The 18399-nt window shown below is 69.5% G+C and carries 13 protein-coding genes; 10 read left to right on the top strand and 3 right to left on the bottom strand.

What is annotated here, in order from left to right; genetic code table 11:
- The first annotated feature begins 36 nt into the window (after positions 1–36).
- Entirely contained in the window at positions 37–432 is a 396-nt protein-coding gene (locus tag RSP_RS13185; RefSeq protein ID WP_002721251.1) for an MAPEG family protein, read from the top strand.
- Between the two features lie 114 nt (positions 433–546).
- On the top strand, positions 547–1935 hold the full coding sequence (gene lpdA, locus RSP_RS13180; protein ID WP_011338629.1) for a dihydrolipoyl dehydrogenase: 1389 nt from the start codon (positions 547–549) through the stop codon (positions 1933–1935).
- Positions 1936–2136: 201 nt separating this feature from the next.
- Here lpdA and RSP_RS13175 read toward each other — a convergent pair whose 3' ends face one another.
- A complete protein-coding gene (locus tag RSP_RS13175) occupies positions 2137–4095 on the bottom strand; it encodes a protein meaA (protein WP_011338628.1) in 1959 nt (652 codons plus the stop codon).
- Between the two features lie 371 nt (positions 4096–4466).
- On the opposite strand from RSP_RS13175, the gene ccrA reads away from it, so the two are divergent.
- From ccrA to RSP_RS13160, 4 genes are all read left to right on the top strand, one after another.
- A complete protein-coding gene (gene ccrA, locus RSP_RS13170) occupies positions 4467–5759 on the top strand; it encodes a crotonyl-CoA carboxylase/reductase (protein ID WP_002721248.1) in 1293 nt (430 codons plus the stop codon).
- A 170-nt stretch (positions 5760–5929) separates the two neighbouring features.
- Positions 5930–6103, top strand: coding sequence for a hypothetical protein (locus tag RSP_RS22255; RefSeq protein ID WP_023003723.1), 174 nt, complete (start codon positions 5930–5932; stop codon positions 6101–6103).
- A gap of 34 nt (positions 6104–6137) precedes the next feature.
- Positions 6138–7676 carry an ATP-dependent DNA helicase gene (locus RSP_RS13165; protein WP_043764015.1) on the top strand — a complete coding sequence of 513 codons (1539 nt, stop codon included), beginning with the start codon at positions 6138–6140 and terminating at the stop codon, positions 7674–7676.
- A gap of 271 nt (positions 7677–7947) precedes the next feature.
- A complete protein-coding gene (locus RSP_RS13160) occupies positions 7948–8184 on the top strand; it encodes an Lrp/AsnC ligand binding domain-containing protein (protein WP_002721241.1) in 237 nt (78 codons plus the stop codon).
- A 171-nt stretch (positions 8185–8355) separates the two neighbouring features.
- On the opposite strand, the gene RSP_RS13155 is transcribed toward RSP_RS13160, so the two are convergent.
- Together RSP_RS13155 and RSP_RS13150 are read right to left on the bottom strand one after the other, a co-directional pair.
- The gene (locus tag RSP_RS13155; RefSeq protein ID WP_011338626.1) at positions 8356–9420 is read right to left on the bottom strand and encodes a quinone-dependent dihydroorotate dehydrogenase; all 1065 of its coding nucleotides are present in this window, start codon (positions 9418–9420) and stop codon (positions 8356–8358) included.
- Positions 9417–9755, bottom strand: coding sequence for a DUF952 domain-containing protein (locus tag RSP_RS13150; RefSeq protein ID WP_011338625.1), 339 nt, complete (start codon positions 9753–9755; stop codon positions 9417–9419). The genes RSP_RS13155 and RSP_RS13150 overlap by 4 nt, the downstream gene beginning before the upstream one ends.
- Positions 9756–9913: 158 nt before the next feature.
- Here RSP_RS13150 and RSP_RS13145 point away from each other — a divergent pair, with 158 nt between their 5' ends.
- From RSP_RS13145 to RSP_RS13130, 4 genes are all read left to right on the top strand, one after another.
- Positions 9914–11485, top strand: coding sequence for a bifunctional metallophosphatase/5'-nucleotidase (locus RSP_RS13145; protein ID WP_011338624.1), 1572 nt, complete (start codon positions 9914–9916; stop codon positions 11483–11485).
- A gap of 233 nt (positions 11486–11718) precedes the next feature.
- The gene (locus RSP_RS13140) at positions 11719–15042 is read left to right on the top strand and encodes a transglutaminase family protein (RefSeq protein WP_017139971.1); all 3324 of its coding nucleotides are present in this window, start codon (positions 11719–11721) and stop codon (positions 15040–15042) included.
- A complete protein-coding gene (locus RSP_RS13135; RefSeq protein WP_011338622.1) occupies positions 15042–17426 on the top strand; it encodes a circularly permuted type 2 ATP-grasp protein in 2385 nt (794 codons plus the stop codon). Before RSP_RS13140 ends, RSP_RS13135 begins: the two co-directional genes overlap by 1 nt.
- Positions 17427–18311 carry a transglutaminase family protein gene (locus RSP_RS13130; protein ID WP_011338621.1) on the top strand — a complete coding sequence of 295 codons (885 nt, stop codon included), beginning with the start codon at positions 17427–17429 and terminating at the stop codon, positions 18309–18311. It begins immediately after the preceding gene.
- Positions 18312–18399: the final 88 nt, after the last annotated feature.

The following is an 18399-nucleotide window of genomic DNA, read 5'->3' as shown; positions in this document are numbered from 1 at the left end:
GACCGTCCCGGGGCCCGCGCGCGTCCGGGGACCAAGATGACCGCCGAACTCACCGCCCTCTGTCTGGCAGGCCTGCTGCAGGCCCTGACCTTCCTGCCCTTCGCGCTCCTCGCCAATATGGAGCTCGGCTACAAATGGACGACCGGACCGCGGGACGAGCCGCCGAACCAGCCGCTCTCCACCGTGCCGGGCAGGCTCCAGCGCGCGCTCAACAACCATTTCGAGGGTCTGATCCTCTTCACGCTCGCGGTCGTCGTCGTGACCCTCGGCGGCCAGTCCACCGGCTTCACCGCCGCCATGGCCTGGATCTACCTCGCTGCCCGCATCCTCTATGTCCCGGCCTATGTGCTCGGCTGGCGCCCCTGGCGCTCGGCCATTTGGGCCGCGGGCTTCGTAGCCACCGTGGCGATGCTTCTCGCCGCGCTCGTCTGACCCTTTCCGCGCCCCTTCACTCTGTTCAAATATCCTCGGGGGGCACGGGGGGCAGACAGCCCCCCGCCTCTCCGCCCGCGGACCCGCAGGGCGCCTCGCAACCCGGAGGCCATCATGGCAACTTTCGACGTCATCATCATCGGCGCGGGCCCCGGCGGCTATGTCTCCGCCATCCGCTGCGCCCAGCTCGGGCTGAAGACCGCCGTGGTCGAGGGCCGCGAGGCGCTGGGCGGCACCTGCCTCAACGTGGGCTGCATCCCCTCGAAGGCGCTGCTGCACGCGACCCACAACCTGCATGAAGTCCACGAGAATTTCGAGAAGATGGGCCTGATGGGCGCCCATCCGACCGTCGACTGGTCGAAGATGCAGGGCTACAAGCAGGAGGTCGTCGACGGCAACACCAAGGGCATCGAGTTCCTCTTCAAGAAGAACAAGATCACCTGGCTCAAGGGCTGGGGCTCGATCCCCGAGCCGGGCAAGGTGAAGGTGGGCGAGGAGATCCACGAGGCCAAGTCCATCGTGATCGCCACCGGCTCCGAGCCCGCGAGCCTGCCGGGCGTCGAGGCCGACGAGTCGGTGATCGTGACCTCGACCGGCGCCCTCAGCCTCGGCAGGATCCCCGAGACCATGGTGGTGATCGGCGCGGGCGTCATCGGGCTCGAGCTCGGCTCGGTCTATGCCCGGCTCGGCACCAAGGTGACGGTCGTCGAATATATGGAGGCGATCCTGCCCGGCATGGATGCCGAGGTGGTCAAGACCACCCAGCGCATCCTCGCCAAGCAGGGGCTGAGCTTCGTCCTCGGCGCGGCCGTCAAGGGCGCGACGGTGTCCGACGGCAAGGCAACCGTCACCTGGGCCGCGAAGAAGGACGGCAAGGAAACCAGCCTCACCGTCGATACGGTGCTGGTGGCGACGGGCCGCAAACCCTTCACCGAAGGGCTCGGGCTCGAGGCTCTGGGCGTCGAGATGCTGCCGCGGGGCGTGGTGAAGATCGACGACCATTTCCGCACCAGCGTGCCGGGAATCTATGCCATCGGCGACTGCGTGCCGGGCATGATGCTCGCCCACAAGGCCGAGGACGAGGGTGTGGCGCTGGCCGAGATCCTGGCCGGCAAGCATGGCCATGTGAACTACGGCGTGATCCCGGGCGTGATCTACACCACGCCCGAGGTGGCAAGCGTCGGGCGCACCGAGGAGTCGCTGAAGGAAGAGGGCCGCGCCTATAAGGTCGGCAAGTTCCCCTTCATGGGCAATGCCCGCGCCAAGGCGGTCTTCCAGGCCGAGGGCTTCGTGAAGATGATCGCGGACAAGGAGACCGACCGGATCCTCGGCTGCCACATCATCGGCCCGGCGGCGGGCGACCTGATCCACGAGGTCTGCGTGGCGATGGAATTCGGCGCCTCGGCGCAGGATCTGGCCATGACCTGCCACGCCCACCCGACCTGGTCCGAGGCGGTGCGCGAGGCGGCGCTGGCCTGCGGCGACGGCGCGATCCACGCCTGATCCCTTCCGCGAGGAACGACAGGGACCGGTCCCCCCGACCGGTCCCTTCGCTTTCGGGGGCCTTCCCTTGAGACCGCTCACCAAACGGAGACGCCTGGCCCCGCGGGGCCAGGCGTCACGCCCTTCGCCTCGCCCCGCGCCCGTGGGCGCAGGGCTCAGGGTCCCGGCCGATCGGCCAAGAGAGCCGGGACGCGAGGGATCCTATTCCGCCGCGAGGGCGGTGCGGTCCACCAGACCCACGATATCCATCATGATCCGGTTCAGCTCGAAATCCTTGGGCGTATAGACCGCCGCTACCCCCGACGCCCGTAGCTCGGCGGCATCCTCCTCGGGGATGATGCCGCCCACGATCAGCGGCACGTCGAGCCCCGCGCGCCGCATCTCGGCCAGCACCTCGGTCACGAGCGGCATGTGCGAGCCCGACAGGATCGAGAGGCCCAGCACATGGGCGCGCTCGTCGGCGGCCTTGGCCACGATCTCGGCCGGGGTCAGGCGGATCCCGTCGTAGGTGATGTCCATGCCGCAGTCGCGGGCGCGGGCGGCGATCTGCTCGGCGCCGTTGGAATGGCCGTCGAGGCCGGGCTTGCCCACGACGAACTTCAGCGGCCGCCCGAGCCGCGCCGAAACCGCCTGCACCGCCTCGCGGATCGGATCGAGCCCTTCGGTGCGGTTCGAAGGCGCCCGGGCCACTCCGGTGGGGCCGCGGAACTCGCCGAAGGCGCGGCGCAGCTCGGCCGCCCATTCGCCGGTCGTGGCCCCCGCCTTCGCCGCGGCGATCGAGGCCGGCATCACATTCTCGCCCGAGGTGGCGGCACGGCGCAGCTCGGCCAGCGCTGCCGCGACGGCCGCCCCGTCGCGACCCGCGCGCCAGGCCTCGAGCCGGGCGATCTGGTCGCGCTCGGCCTCGGGGTCGGCCACCATGATCGCGCCGTCGCCCGTGGTGAGCGGCGAGGGCGCGCCGGAGGTCCAGCGGTTCACGCCGACCACCACCGTCTCGCCGGTCTCGACCCGGGCGATGCGCTCGGCGTTCGACTCGACGAGCCGCGCCTTCATGTAGTCGATGGCCTCGATGGCGCCGCCCATCGCCTCGATATGGGCCAGCTCTTCCCGCGCCCCGTCCTTCAGCGCCTCGACCTTGCGCTCGATGGCGGGGTTGCCGTCGAACAGATCCTCATATTCCAGCAGGTCCGATTCGTAGGCCAGGATCTGCTGCATCCGGAGCGACCATTGCTGGTCCCAGGGCCGCGGCAGCCCCAGCGCCTCGTTCCAGGCGGGCAGCTGCACCGCCCGGGCGCGAGCCTTCTTCGAGAGCGTCACGGCCAGCATCTCGATCAGGATCCGATAGACGTTGTTCTCGGGCTGCTGCTCGGTCAGGCCCAGCGAGTTGACCTGCACCCCGTAGCGGAAGCGGCGGTATTTCTCTTCCTCGATGCCGTAGCGGTCGCGGCAGATCTCGTCCCAGAGATCGACGAAGGCGCGCATCTTGCACATCTCGGTCACGAAGCGGATGCCCGCATTCACGAAGAACGAGATGCGCCCGACCATGGCCGGGAAATGCTCGGCCGGCACCTTAGTGCGCAGGTCGTCGAGCACCGCGATGCCGGTCGCGAGCGCGAAGGCCAGCTCCTGCTCGGGCGTGGCCCCGGCTTCCTGCAGATGGTAGGAGCAGACGTTCATCGGGTTCCACTTCGGCAGATGGACCCGCGTATAGGCCGCCACGTCGGTGATCATGCGCAGCGAGGGCCGCGGCGGGCAGATGTAGGTGCCGCGGCTGAGATATTCCTTCATCAGATCGTTCTGCACCGTGCCCTGCAGCTTCGAGATGTCGGCGCCCTGCTCCTCGGCCACCGCGATATAGAGCGCGAGCAGCCAGGGAGCGGTCGCGTTGATCGTCATCGAGGTGTTCATCTGCTCGAGCGGAATCTGGTCGAACAGCATCCGCATGTCGCCCAGATGGCAGATCGGCACGCCGACCTTGCCCACCTCGCCCCGCGCCAGCGCATCGTCGCTGTCGTAGCCGGTCTGGGTCGGCAGGTCGAAGGCGACAGAGAGCCCGGTCTGCCCCTTGGCGAGGTTGGTGCGATAGAGCGCATTCGAGGCCTTCGCCGTGGAATGGCCGGCATAGGTGCGGAACAGCCAGGGGCTATCCTTCTGGGTCATGGCAAGGGGACTCCACTCGACGAGGGCAAGGATATTGCTGCATGTCGCATTTATGCGAAAGATAATGTCCCTGTCAATTCGCCGCGACGCGGCATGGTTCCGTGACCTCCGTTGCATCCGACGGAAAACAGGATCCTGCGTCGCGCTCCCCCGCGAAAACCGGGTCGAAGGAGCGGCATGCGCGTCCCGACACCTGGCCGGAAAACGCGGGAAAGGGACCCGCCCGCGGTGACGCTGCGTTGCAGCAGACAGATTATTACAAAATGAGACCATCAACTATTGCAATGTTACTCGGCCAATCGTATCTCATCCCATCAGCGCTGCCGATTCTGCGACGCGGCGCATCCCTTTCGGCCCTACAGGAGGCAAGCATGGCCCTCGACGTGCAGAGCGATATCGTCGCCTACGACGCGCCCAAGAAGGACCTCTACGAGATCGGCGAGATGCCGCCTCTCGGCCATGTGCCGAAGGAGATGTATGCCTGGGCCATCCGGCGCGAGCGTCATGGCGAGCCGGATCAGGCCATGCAGATCGAAGTGGTCGAGACGCCCTCGATCGACAGCCACGAGGTGCTCGTTCTCGTGATGGCGGCGGGCGTGAACTACAACGGCATCTGGGCCGGCCTCGGCGTGCCCGTCTCGCCGTTCGACGGTCACAAGCAGCCCTATCACATCGCGGGCTCCGACGCGTCAGGCATCGTCTGGGCGGTGGGCGATAAGGTCAAGCGCTGGAAGGTGGGCGACGAGGTCGTGATCCACTGCAACCAGGACGACGGCGACGACGAGGAATGCAACGGCGGCGACCCGATGTTCTCGCCCACCCAGCGGATCTGGGGCTACGAGACGCCGGACGGCTCCTTCGCCCAGTTCACCCGCGTGCAGGCGCAGCAGCTGATGAAGCGTCCGAAGCACCTGACCTGGGAGGAGGCGGCCTGCTACACGCTGACCCTCGCCACCGCCTACCGGATGCTCTTCGGCCACAAGCCGCACGACCTGAAGCCGGGGCAGAACGTGCTGGTCTGGGGCGCCTCGGGCGGCCTCGGCTCCTATGCGATCCAGCTCATCAACACGGCGGGCGCCAATGCCATCGGCGTCATCTCCGAGGAAGACAAGCGCGACTTCGTCATGGGGCTGGGCGCCAAGGGCGTCATCAACCGCAAGGACTTCAAATGCTGGGGCCAGCTGCCCAAGGTGAACTCGCCCGAATATAACGAGTGGCTGAAAGAGGCGCGCAAGTTCGGCAAGGCCATCTGGGACATCACCGGCAAGGGCATCAACGTCGACATGGTGTTCGAACATCCGGGCGAGGCGACCTTCCCGGTCTCGTCGCTGGTGGTGAAGAAGGGCGGCATGGTCGTGATCTGCGCCGGCACCACCGGCTTCAACTGCACCTTTGACGTTCGCTACATGTGGATGCATCAGAAGCGTCTGCAGGGCAGCCACTTCGCCAACCTCAAGCAGGCGTCGGCCGCCAACCAGCTGATGATCGAGCGCCGCCTCGATCCCTGCATGTCCGAGGTCTTCCCCTGGGCCGAGATCCCGGCCGCCCATACGAAGATGTACAGAAACCAGCACAAGCCCGGCAACATGGCGGTGCTGGTGCAGGCCCCGCGCACGGGGCTGCGCACCTTCGCCGACGTGCTCGAGGCCGGCCGCAAGGCCTGATCGGAGCGATCCGCAAGTCTCAGCCGCCGTGGCCCCGGCCGCGGCGGCTTTGCATTTTAAGGATTTACTGGCCCTCTGCGGAAATGCGCGATTGACAGCGTGCCCCAGTCGCGCTCGCCTTACGGTAGAAAAACCTCGGTCCGAAAGGCGATTCCGGCGCAGATGCCGCAATGACACATGACTGGATCCTCGACGTGCTGAGCGACCTCCGCGCCTATGCCGAGCGGAACGCGCTTTCGGAGCTGGCGGCCGGGCTCGACGAGACGCTCCGGCTTGCCCGGGCCGAGCTCGGGGCCGCCCCGCCGGTGCCCGAGCAGGACGAGCCGCCGCCGCGGCCCAACTGAGCGCCGGCGCTGGCCTTGGCTGGCGCCTGCGGCTATGGTCGCGCCCATGCAGGCCGTGTCCTTCTCCGACGACCAGGCGGAAGCCTACGACCGCGTGGCCGACCAGCTGCGCGGCATGGGGGTGGATCTGGCCAATGGCGCGCTCTCGGTGCCGGTCGAAGGCAAGTCCTCGGTGCTGGCGGTGGTGGGCAAGGCGGGCTCGGGCAAGACGATGCTGCTCGCCTCGCTGACCAAGGCGCTGATCGAGGCCGGGCTCGAGGTGGTCTCGGGCGACTGGGAGGGCAGGAAGCGCAAGGAGCGGCGGACGCTCGCCATCCTCGCCCCCACCAACAAGGCCGCGAGCGTGCTGCGCCTGCGTGGCGTGCCGGCCACCACCATCCACCGCATCCTCTATTCCCCGGTCTACGATCCGCAGTACGAGCGGATTGCCGAATGGTTGGCCGGAAACGGCAAGCGCCCCGAGGTGGAGGGCCTGTCCGAGATGGCGCTGGATCGCGCGAAGGCCTTCTACGAGCAGGTGCCCTCGATCCCCGGCGCGCTGGCCGCGGCCGGTCTCAGGGGGTCGGACTTCATCAAGGGCTGGAAAAGACGGGACGAACCGCTCGACGTGGGCTTCGTGGACGAGGCCTCGATGCTTGACGAACGACAGTTCGACGATCTGCGCGAGATCTTTCCGACGCTGGTCCTGTTCGGCGATCCGGCCCAGCTCGCGCCGGTGGGCCAGTCGGGCAAGATGGTGTTCGACACGATGGGCGAGGCGCGGAAGCTGACGCTGAGCCGCATCCACCGGCAGGCCGAGGACAATCCGATCCTCGACCTCGCCCATGCGCTGGCCGACCCCGACCTCAGTTTCGAGACCTTCGAAGCGATGGTGGAGCGTGCCGCCCGTCAGGACGAGCGGGTGCAGGTGGCGCAGCGCGTGGATGCCGATCTCATGGCCCGCTCGCCGGTCCTCGTCTGGCGCAACCAGACCCGCATCCGGCTCATCACCGCCTTCCGCGCCGCGCAGGGTGCGCCCGAGACCGAGCTCCTGCCCGGCGAGCCGCTGATCTGCGACGGGATCGAGCTGCCGCTGAAGCACCGCAAGAAGCGGATCGACCTCGAGGCGCGCGGCCTCATCAAGGGCGCTCAGGTGATCTATCTCGGCCCCGGCAACCGCGAGGGTTTCGCGCGGCTGCATGTCGTGGGCGCCGAGGACCCGCAGGTCTCGGCCGCCTCCATCATCAAGATCGAGAAGCCCGGCGAGGAGGAGCCCTTCATCCCCTCGGCCGCGCGCATGGGGGCGGCCTTCCTGCACGGGGCGGCGGTCACGATCCACAAGGCGCAGGGCTCGCAGTGGGAGGTGGTGCAGGTCTTCGCCCCCGACCTCTGGGCCGCGGCACAGGCGGGCCGGTCCGAGGCCGGCGTCCCGCTCTGGAAACGCCTCGCCTATGTCGCGATCACCCGCGCCGAGAAACGCCTCGTCTGGGTGGTCCGCAACCGGCTCGCCCTGCCGCAGCAGCCGCTGTCGGTCGAGGACCTGCCGCGCACGGCGCCGAAGCTGAAGCTCCAGTCCGAGACGGAAACGCCCTGACGCGACCTTGACGGCCCCCGCCCGCCGGGACCGTCTCGGCTCTCGGCTCTCGGCTCTCGGCTCTCGGCTCTCGGCTCTCGGCTCTCGGCTCTCGGCTCTCGGCTCTCGGCTCTCGGCTCTCGGCTCTCGGCTCTCGGCTCTCGGCTCTCGGCTCTCGGCTCACCGCACCCAGTTCGCCGTCCACGGACCCTGCCTCTGCCCGGCGCGCGGGCGGGCGTGACTTCGGCTGCGGAGGCGGCTAAGGTCCGGCAAACGTTCAGGGAGCAAGCACATGCGCTGCGTCTTCGTCCAGTTCCGCTGCATGCCCGGCAAGACCTACGAGGTGGCCGATGCGATCTACGACCGCGAGGTGGTCTCGGAGCTCTATTCCACCTCGGGCGACTACGACCTCATCGCCAAGGTCTATGTGCCGGCCGATCAGGACGTGGGCCGGTTTCTCTCGGAAAACCTTTTCGATATACCGGGCATCCAGCGCACCCTGACCACGATGACCTTCAAGGCCTTCTGAGACGTCTGGAACAGCCTGCCTCTATCAAAAACAGGGACAGGCAGCCTCACCCTCTCCGGCAGCGCAATGATGCACGGGCGGAGAGGCGAGCCGCCTCGTGATAAAAGAGCGGACCACACCAAAGCGGGGCCACGTTCGGCGACGGAATGCTTTTTCAGCCGCCGGTGCGCCTCACGTCAGCCAGTCGGCGCGCCCCGTGCCCACCGCCTCGGCGACCGAGCCGAAGCCGTCGCGCAGCAGGAGCGCATCGAGCCCCCGGGCGATGCGCGCGGCCAGCCCGATGCCCTGATAGACCATCGCGGTGTAGAGTTGCACCGCCGAAGCGCCGGCGCGGATCTTGGCATAGGCCTCCTCGGCGCTCGCCACGCCTCCCACGCCGATCAGCGGCAGCCGCCCCTCGGTCAGCTCCGACAGCCGCGCCAGAACGCGGGTCGACCGCTCGAAGAGCGGCGCGCCCGACAGACCGCCCGTTTCGCGGGCATGGGCGCTGCGCAGCCCGTCGCGCGCCAGCGTCGTGTTGGTCGCAACGATCCCCGCGATGCCCGATGCCAGCGCCACCTCGGCGATCTCGGCCAGATCCGCGTCCGACAGGTCCGGCGCGATCTTGAGAAACACCGGCACCGGCCGCGCGAAGCCGGCCTGCACCTGCATCACCCCCTCGAGCAGCGCCGTCAGCGCCTGCCGCCCCTGCAGGTCGCGCAGCCGCTCGGTGTTGGGCGAGGAGACATTGACGGTCGCGAAATCGGCATGGGGGCCGCAGGCGGCCAGCACGGCGGCGAAATCGGCGGCCCGGTCGGGGCTGTCCTTGTTCGCGCCGAGATTGAGCCCCACCGGCACCGCGCCCCGCGGCCGCATGGCGAGGCGGGCGCAGATCGTGGCGGCGCCGTCGTTGTTGAAGCCGAAGCGGTTGATCGCCGCGCGGTCCTCGGTCAGCCGGAAGAGCCGCGGCTGCGGATTGCCGGGCTGCGGCCGGGGCGTGGCCGCGCCCACTTCGAGAAAGCCGAAGCCCGCCCGCATCAGCGCGGCGAGCGCCACCGCATTCTTGTCGTAGCCCGCGGCGAGCCCCACCGGGTTCGGCAGCACGAGCCCTCCGACAACGGTCGCCAGCCGCGGCGAGGTGACCGGACCCGGGAGGGGCACGAGGCCCGATCGCAGCGCCGAGAGCGAGAGGGAATGGGCCTTCTCCGGGTCCATCCGGTGAAGGGCCGTCAGCGCCGCGCGTTCAAGGATGTTCACCAGAGCCCCTCGGGGAAGATATGGCCGGTTGCGCCGAGCGGGAGCGACTTGTCCCACACCACGTCGTCGAGCGTCAGTCTGCGGTAGAGATGCGGAAACAGCTGCTCGCCGCGCGAGGGTTCCCACTTCAGGTCGGGGCCGGCCCGGTCGGGATCGATGGCCACCAGCACGAGATCGCTTTCGGCGGTGAAATGTTTGGCGGCCGTCTCGGCCACCTGCGCTGCCGTCGAGAAGTGGATGTAGCCGTCCGCCAGATCGACGGGAGCTCCGGCTGTGGCGCCGGCGCGGCGGAAGTCATCCCATTCGGAGCGGCGGAAAATCTTGAAGATCAGCATGCAAGCCTCATGCACCCGGACCGTGCGGCGGTCAATATGGCCCTTCGCGGATGACCTCCGCCGAAGGACCTGCCTCAACGTCATCCGGGCCTCGGCCTTTGACAGGGGGCGGGCGTCCCCGCACTGTGTCGGCACCTGTCCAGACCGGGAGCTTTGACATGAAATCCACCCTTCTCGCCTCGGCGGCGCTGGTGGCGCTGACCACGGGCGCGGCGCGGGCCGACTTCGCGCTCACCATCCTGCACACGAACGATTTCCACGACCGGTTCGAGCCGATCTCGAAATACGATTCGACCTGTCCGCCAGAGGACAATACGGCGGGCGAATGTTTCGGGGGCATCGCGCGGCTGGTGACGGCGATTTCCGAGGCGCGCGGGCAGGGCGGAACGCGGCTTCTCGTGGATGCGGGCGACCAGTTCCAGGGCTCGCTGTTCTATTCGCGCTACAAGGGCGAGCTGGCGGCCGAATTCATGAATGCGCTCGATTACGACGCCATGACGGTGGGCAACCACGAATTCGACGACGGCCCCGCCGTGCTGACCGACTTCGCGAGAAAGCTCGAGGCGCCGCTTCTGATGGCCAATGCCGATCTGACCGGCGAGCCCGGGCTGCGGGCCGAGCTGCAGAAGTCGGTGGTGGTCGAGAAGGGCGGCGAGAAGATCGGCATCGTGGGGCTGACGCCGCTCGACACGGCGGAACTCGCGAGCCCGGGGCCGAACGTGATCTTCACCGAGCCGGTGCAGGCCGCACAGGCCGAGGTGGACCGGCTGACGGACGAGGGGGTGACGAAGATCGTGCTGCTCTCGCATCTGGGCTACGAGGCCGACAAGGAGATCGCTTCGGCGCTGAAGAATGTCGATGTGATCGTGGGCGGCCATTCCCACACGCTTCTGTCGAACGAGGATGGGGCGGCGGCCGGCCCCTATCCCACCATGGTGGGCGATGTGGCGATCGTGACCGCCTATGCCTATGGCAAGTATCTGGGCGAGCTGAACGTCACCTTCGACGATGCGGGCAGGATCGTCTCGGCCGAGGGCGCGCCGATGCTGCTCGACGCCTCCGTGGCCGAGGATGAGGCGACGGTTGCGCGGGTGAAGGAACTGGCGGCGCCGCTGGAAGAGATCCGCTCGCGCGTGGTGGCCGAGGTCAGCGCGCCCATCGACGGCTCGCGCGAGAGCTGCCGCAGCGGCGAATGCGCGATGGGCAATCTCGTGTCCGATGCGATGCTCGACCGGGTGCGCGATCAGGGCATCCAGATCGCGATTTCCAATGGAGGCGGGCTGCGCGCCTCGATCGATGCGGGCACGGTCACCATGGGCGACGTGCTGACCGTGCTGCCGTTCCAGAACACGCTCTCGACCTTTCAGGTCAAGGGCGAGGCCGTGGTGGCGGCGCTCGAGAACGGGGTGAGCGAGCTCGAGGAGGGGGCGGGCCGCTTCGCGCAGGTGGCCGGGCTGAAATATGCTTTCGACCCGGCGGCGCCGGTGGGCGCGCGCATCTCGGACGTGATGGTGATGGAGGAGGGCGGCTGGCAGCCCATCGATCTCGCCAAAACCTATGGCGTCGTGTCCAACAACTATGTCCGTCAGGGCGGCGACGGCTTTGCCATGTTCGTCGATGCGGCCAATGCCTATGACTTCGGCCCGGACCTCGCCGATGTGACGGCGGACTATCTGGTGGCCCATGCCCCCTACACGCCGGTGATCGAGGGCCGCATCACCCGCAAGTAGGGCGGTCGCCCGGGGCCGCACCCCCCATCTTGCGGGTGCGGCTGGTCCCCGGCCGGCCGGGGGGCCCCCGCCGCCTTGCGCGGGTGCGGCCCCGGCCTCTCGGGCGCGGACGCACAGGATTTGGGCGCTCCGCCCCGCGCCGCCGGTTTTTTCGCCGCGCCCGGGCGATGGGCCATTGGCAGCCTGCCGCGATGCGTGAAACCGTCGACCGGACCGGGCAAGGAACGCGCGACATGTCGATCAAGGCGAGCATTCACCACCTGACCCACTACCGCTACGACCGTCCGGTGACGCTCGGGCCGCAGCTGATCCGCCTGCGCCCCGCGCCCCATTCCCGCACGCGGGTGATCTCGCATGCGCTGAAGGTCTCGCCGGGGGGGCATTTCGAGAATCATCAGCAGGATCCCTACGGCAACTGGCTGCTGCGCGTGGTCTTTCCCGAGCCGGTGATCGAGTTCCGCATCGAGGTCGATCTGGTGGCCGACATGACGGTCTACAACCCGTTCGACTTCTTCGTCGAGGAGACGGCCGAGCACTGGCCCTTCGACTATCCCGAGGAGATTGTCGAGGATCTCTCGATCTACCGCAGCCCCGAACCTGCGGGGCCGCATCTTCAGGCCTTCCTTCAGACGATCCCGCGCGACCGGCAGCGGACCGTCGACATGGTGGTGGGGCTGAACGCGCGCCTCGCCCGCGAGATCGCCTATGTGATCCGCATGGAGCCCGGCGTCTTCAGCCCCGAGGAGACGCTGGCCCAGAGGCGCGGCTCGTGCCGCGACAGCGCCTGGCTTCAGGTGCAGATCCTGCGCCACCTTGGCCTCGCCGCCCGCTTCGTCTCGGGCTACCTGATCCAGCTCAAGCCCGATCTCGAGGCGCTGGACGGGCCGTCGGGGACCGATCACGATTTCACCGACCTCCATGCCTGGGCCGAGGTCTATCTGCCGGGGGCGGGCTGGATCGGGCTCGACGCCACCTCGGGGCTTCTGACGGGCGAGAGCCATATTCCGCTGGCCGCGACCCCGCATTACCGCAACGCCGCCCCCATCGCCGGCATGGCGAGCTATGCCGAGGTGGATTTCGCCTTCGACATGAAGGTGACCCGCGTGGCCGAGCATCCGCGGATCACGAAACCCTTTTCCGACGAGAGCTGGCAGCGGCTCGATGCGCTGGGCCACCGGGTCGATGCGGCGCTGAGGGCGGGCGACGTGCGGCTCACCATGGGGGGCGAGCCCACCTTCGTCTCGATCGACGATTTCGAATCGGGCGAGTGGAACACCGATGCCGTGGGCCCCACCAAGCGCGTCCTCGCCGACCGGCTGATTCGGCGGCTCCGCGACCGGTTCGCGCCGGGGGGCTTCCTGCATTACGGGCAGGGGAAATGGTATCCGGGCGAGACCCTGCCGCGCTGGACCTTCTCGCTCTACTGGCGCGAGGACGGGGCGCCCATCTGGCGCGACGGCGCGCTGGTGGCGGGCGAGACGGGGCAGGGCGGTGTGGGCCCGGCCGAGGCGGAGCGGCTGATGCAGGGCATCGCGGCCGAGCTCGGGCTCGAGCCAGACCTCGTGGTGCCCGCCTACGAGGATCCGGGCGAGTGGCTTCTGAAGGAGGCGAACCTTCCCGAAAATGTGACGCCCGAGAATTCGGAGCTGAAGGACCCCGAAGAGCGGCTGCGCATGGCCCGCGTCTTCGAGCGCGGTTTGACCGAGCCCTCGGGCTTCGTCCTGCCGGTGCAGCGCTGGCAGGCGCAGGCGCCCCGCCCGCGCTGGCGGTCCGAGCGGTGGAAGCTGCGGCGCAGGCACCTGTTCCTCGTGCCCGGCGACAGCCCGGTGGGCTACCGCCTGCCGCTGGGCGCGCTGCCCCACATCCCGGCCTCGCGCTACCCCTACATCAACCCGACCGATCCCACGGTCGAGCGCGGGCCGCTGCCGCCCGCGGGCGAGGCGCAGATCGTGCCGCTCCAGACCCCCGATGCCGCGGTGGCAAGCTTCACCGCCTCGGCGCCGGGCCAGACGATGGTCGAGCAGATCCTCGGCGACGAGGGCGCCGTGCGCACCGCGCTCGCCGTCGAGGTGCGGGACGGGCGGCTCTGCATCTTCATGCCGCCGGTGGAGGCGGTCGAGGATTACCTCGACCTCCTGACCGCCGCCGAGGAGGCCGCGCGCAAGCTGGGCCTGCCGGTCCATGTCGAGGGCTACGCGCCGCCGCACGATCCGCGGCTGAACGTGATCCGCGTGGCCCCCGATCCGGGCGTGATCGAGGTGAACATCCACCCCGCCACCAGCTGGGAGGAGTGCGTGTCGATCACGACGGCGGTCTACGAGGAGGCCCGCCAGTGCCGCCTCGGCGCCGACAAGTTCATGATCGACGGCAAGCATTGCGGCACCGGCGGCGGCAACCATGTCGTCGTGGGCGGGCGCACGCCCACGGATTCGCCCTTCCTGCGGCGGCCGGACCTGCTGCGCAGCCTGATCCTGCACTGGAACCGGCATCCGTCGCTCTCCTACCTCTTCTCGGGCCTCTTCATCGGCCCGACCAGTCAGGCGCCGCGCATCGACGAGGCACGCCACGACAGCCTCTACGAGCTCGAAATCGCGCTGTCGCAGATCCCCGGTCCCGGCGATCCGCGCGCGCCGCTCTGGCTGCCCGACCGGCTCCTGCGCAACATCCTGACCGACGTGACCGGCAACACCCACCGCGCCGAGATCTGCATCGACAAGATGTTCTCGCCAGACGGGCCCACCGGGCGGCTCGGCCTCGTCGAGTTCCGCGGCTTCGAGATGCCGCCCGACCCGCGCATGAGCCTCGCCCAGCAGCTTCTGATCCGCGCCCTCATCGCGCGCATGTGGCAGAACCCGGTGACGGGGCCGCTCACCCGCTGGGGCACAGCGCTGCACGACCGTTTCATGCTCCAGCACTACGTCTGGGAGGATTTCCTGGACGTCTTGGCCGATCTGCGGGCGCACGGGTTCGATCTCGACCCGGAATGGTTCCGGGCGCAGGCCGAGTTCCGCTTCCCCTTCTGCGGCGAGGTGACCTACGAGGGCGCGCATCTCGAGATCCGGCAGGCGCTCGAGCCATGGCATGTGCTGGGCGAGACCGGCGCCATCGGGGGGACGGTGCGCTACACCGACAGCTCGACCGAGCGGCTGCAGGTGACGCTCTCGGGCGCCGATCCCGCGCGCTACCGAGTGGCCTGCAACGGGCGCGAGGTGCCGCTCGTGCCGGTGGCCAATGGCCGCGCGGTGGCGGGGGTGCGGTTCAAGGCCTGGCAGCCCGCCGCGGCGCTGCATCCGACCCTGCCCGTCGATGCGCCGCTCACCTTCGACATCTACGACACTTGGTCGGGCCGGTCGCTCGGCGGCTGCGTCTATCATGTAGCCCATCCCGGCGGGCGCAACTACGAGACCTTCCCGGTGAACGGCAACGAGGCCGAGGCGCGTAGGCTTGCGCGCTTCCAGCCCCACGGGCACAGTGCCGGCCTCTGGCCGCTCGCGCCCGAGCGGCCGCATCCGGAGTTTCCGATGACGCTCGACCTGAGACGGCCCGCGGGGCTCTGATGGAGCGGAAGACGCGCCTCGCGCCGGGCCTGACCGGACTGGCCGACGGCTACCGGCCCCAGCCCGGCGTGCCCGACGAGATGATGGATGCGGCGGGCGGGATCCGCCCGGTCTGGCGCGGCTTCCTGCGCCATCTGGCGGGGCTCTCGCCCGACGATCTCCACCGCCGCTTCGCCCGCGGCGACCAGTATCTGCGCGATGCGGGCGTGTTCTTCCGCCAGTATTCCGCCGAAGGCTCGGACGAGCGCGCCTGGCCGCTGAGCCATGTGCCGGTGCTGATCGACGAGGCGGAATGGCAGCGTCTGGGCGAAGGGCTGATCCAGCGCGCGGATCTGCTCGAGGCGCTGATGGCGGATCTCTACGGCGCGAACCGGCTGGTGGCCGAGGGGGTCCTGCCGGCCGCGCTGGTGGCGGGCAACCCCGAGTGGCTGCGCCCGATGGTGGGCATCGCGCCGCGCGGCGGGCATCATCTGCATTTCCTGGCCTTCGAGGTGGGCCGCGGCCCGGACGGCGACTGGTGGGTGCTGGGCGACCGGGCGCAGGCACCCTCGGGCGCGGGCTTCGCGCTCGAGAACCGGGTTGCTACCTCGCGCGTCTTCTCGGACTTCTATGCCGAGGCCCATGTCCACCGGCTGGCGGGCTTCTTCCGCACCTTCCGCGACGCGCTGCAGGAGTGGCAGGCCGATCCGCAGGGGCGGGTGGGCATCCTCACGCCGGGGCCGCTGAACGAGACCTATTACGAGCACGCCTGGATCGCGCGCTATCTGGGCTTCATGCTGCTGCAGGGCGAGGATCTGACGGTTGACAGCGGTCAACTCAAGGTCCGCACCGTGGCGGGGCCGGAGCCCGTGTCGGTGCTCTGGCGCAGGCTCGACGGCGCCTATGCGGATCCCTTGGAGCTGGAGGGCGGCTCGCAGCTCGGCACGCCGGGCCTCGTCTCGGCGCTGCGCCACGGATCGACGACGCTCGTGAACAATCTCGGCTCGGGCGTGCTCGAGACCCGCGCCTTTCTGGCCTTCATGCCGCGCATCGCCCGCGCGCTTCTGGGCGAGGAGCTGCGGCTGCCCAACATCGCCACCTGGTGGTGCGGACAGAAGGCCGAGCGCGCCCATGTCGCGGCCAACGTGTCCCGGATGCTGATCTCGCCCGCGCTCTCGACCCGGCAGCCGATCGAGGACGATCTGGCGGCGCTGGCCGAAGGCTGCCCCGCGCCGCGCGATCCGGTGGCCTGGCTCGAGCGCGAGGGGGCGGGCCTCGTGGGGCAGGAGTCGGTGGTGCTCTCGACCACGCCCGCCCATATCGGCGGCGCGCTGGTGCCGCGCCCGATGAGCCTGCGGGTGTTTCTGGCCCGCACCCCGTCGGGCTGGCAGGTCATGCCGGGCGGCTTCGCCCGGATCGGCCGCACGCCGGAGCCGCGGGCCGTGGCGATGCAGCACGGCGGTGCCGCGGCCGATGTCTGGATCGTGAGCGAGACCCCGGTCGAGGCGGCGAGCCTCATCCCCGCCCAGGGCCGCCAGCTTCAGGCGCGCGAGGGCGCGCTGCCCTCGCGGTCGGCCGACAATCTCTTCTGGCTCGGCCGCTACGTCGAGCGCACCGAGGGCCTCATGCGGCTCCTGCGGGCGCGCAACGTGCGGCTGGCCGAGACGGGCGATGCGAGTGCGCCGCTTCTCGCGGCGCTGGCGCCCCTCTTCCGCGGGCAGGGGGTGGATCCCGAGGAGGGCATTCCCAAGGGTCTGATTCAGACCCTGCGCTCGGCCATCGCGAGCGCGGGGCAGGTGCGCGACCGCTTCTCGCCCGACGGCTGGTCCTCGCTCGCCGATCTCGACAAGACGATGCGGCGCATGGCCGAGCGGGTGGCCCCCGGCGACGACGCGGCCCGCGCCCTGTCGGCGCTCCTGCGCAAGATCACCGGCTTCTCGGGCCTCGTGCATGAGAACATGTATCGCGTGACCGGCTGGCGCTTTCTCGAGCTCGGCCGCCATGTCGAGCGGGGGGCGGGCATGGCCGCGGTGCTGGCCACGCTGGCCGATCCGTTCGCGCCCGATGGCGGGCTCGATCTGGCGGTCGAGGTGGGCGACAGCGTCATGACCCACCGCCGCCGCTTCGCCGTCACCACCTCGCGCGAGACGGTGGTGGACCTGCTGGCGCTCGATGCGATGAACCCGCGCTCGATCCTGTTCCAGCTCGACGGGATCGAGGAGCAGGTGCGCCTTCTGCCCGGCGCCACGGCGAGCCCGATGCCCGACCTCCTCCGGCTCGTCCTGCGCACCCGCACCAACCTTGCCACCGAACGGGCCGAGCAGCTCGATACCGAGGCGCTCTGGGCGCTGCGCGGCGCGATCTGGGAGATTTCCGACCTCATCACCGACAGCTGGCTGCGCTGAATGCTCTATCAGGTCCGCCTCTCCGTCACCTACCATTATGCCCGGCCCGCCTCGGGGGGGCGGCACCTGCTGCGGCTGCTGCCCGCGCATCTGCCGGGCCTGCAGGAGGTGTCGCAGGACATGATCGCCATCAGCCCGCGTCCGGCTGAGCGGGGCGAGTTCACCGATTTCTTCGGCAACCGGACGGTCGAGGTGGCCATCGGCTGCGACCATTCCGAGATCGTCTTCACCGCCGCCTGCAGGGTGGACCGGCTGTTCGAGGGGCCGGGCCCCGACCGTTCGGGCCCGCTCGCGGCGCTGGCCGCCGAGATCGCGGCGGTGCGGGATCTGGGCCCCGCCGCGCCGCACCATTTCCTGCCCGCCTCGCCCCGCATCCGCCCGGTGACGGCCATCACCGACCATGCGCGCGAGGCGATGGCGGGGGCCGCCACGGTGCGCGGCGCGGTCGAGGCTCTGGGCCAGCGGCTTTACCGCGAGATGCGGTTCGACGGCAGTGCGACCTCGGTCGACACGCCCCCCGAGGAGGCCTTCGCCCACCGCCACGGTGTCTGTCAGGATTTCGCCCAGATCATGATTGCGGGGCTGCGCGGCGCAGGCGTGCCCGCGGCCTATGTCTCGGGGTTTCTCCGGACGGTGCCGCCGCCCGGCCGCCCGCGGCTCGAAGGGGCGGATGCGATGCATGCCTGGGTGCGGGCCTGGTGCGGCCGGGCCGAGGGCTGGATCGACTACGATCCGACCAACCGCTGTTTCGCGGGGGCCGATCATATCGTGGCGGCCGTCGGCCGGGATTACGGCGATGTGGCGCCGGTCTCGGGCATCCTGCGCATCGCGGGCCGACAGAGGACGAGCCACGCCGTCGATGTGATCCCGCTGCCCCCGGGCTGAACTGCCCCGGAAACGGAAAGGGCGCCGCTGCGTGGCGGCGCCCTGTGATCTTCTGGTGATCGGGGCGTTTTCGCTCGTCGGGCCGGAG

Source organism: Cereibacter sphaeroides 2.4.1 (assembly GCF_000012905.2).
Classification (GTDB): Bacteria; Pseudomonadota; Alphaproteobacteria; order Rhodobacterales; family Rhodobacteraceae; genus Cereibacter_A; species Cereibacter_A sphaeroides.
Note: the sequence above shows the minus strand (reverse complement) of the source record. Positions and strands in the feature narration are given on the sequence as shown.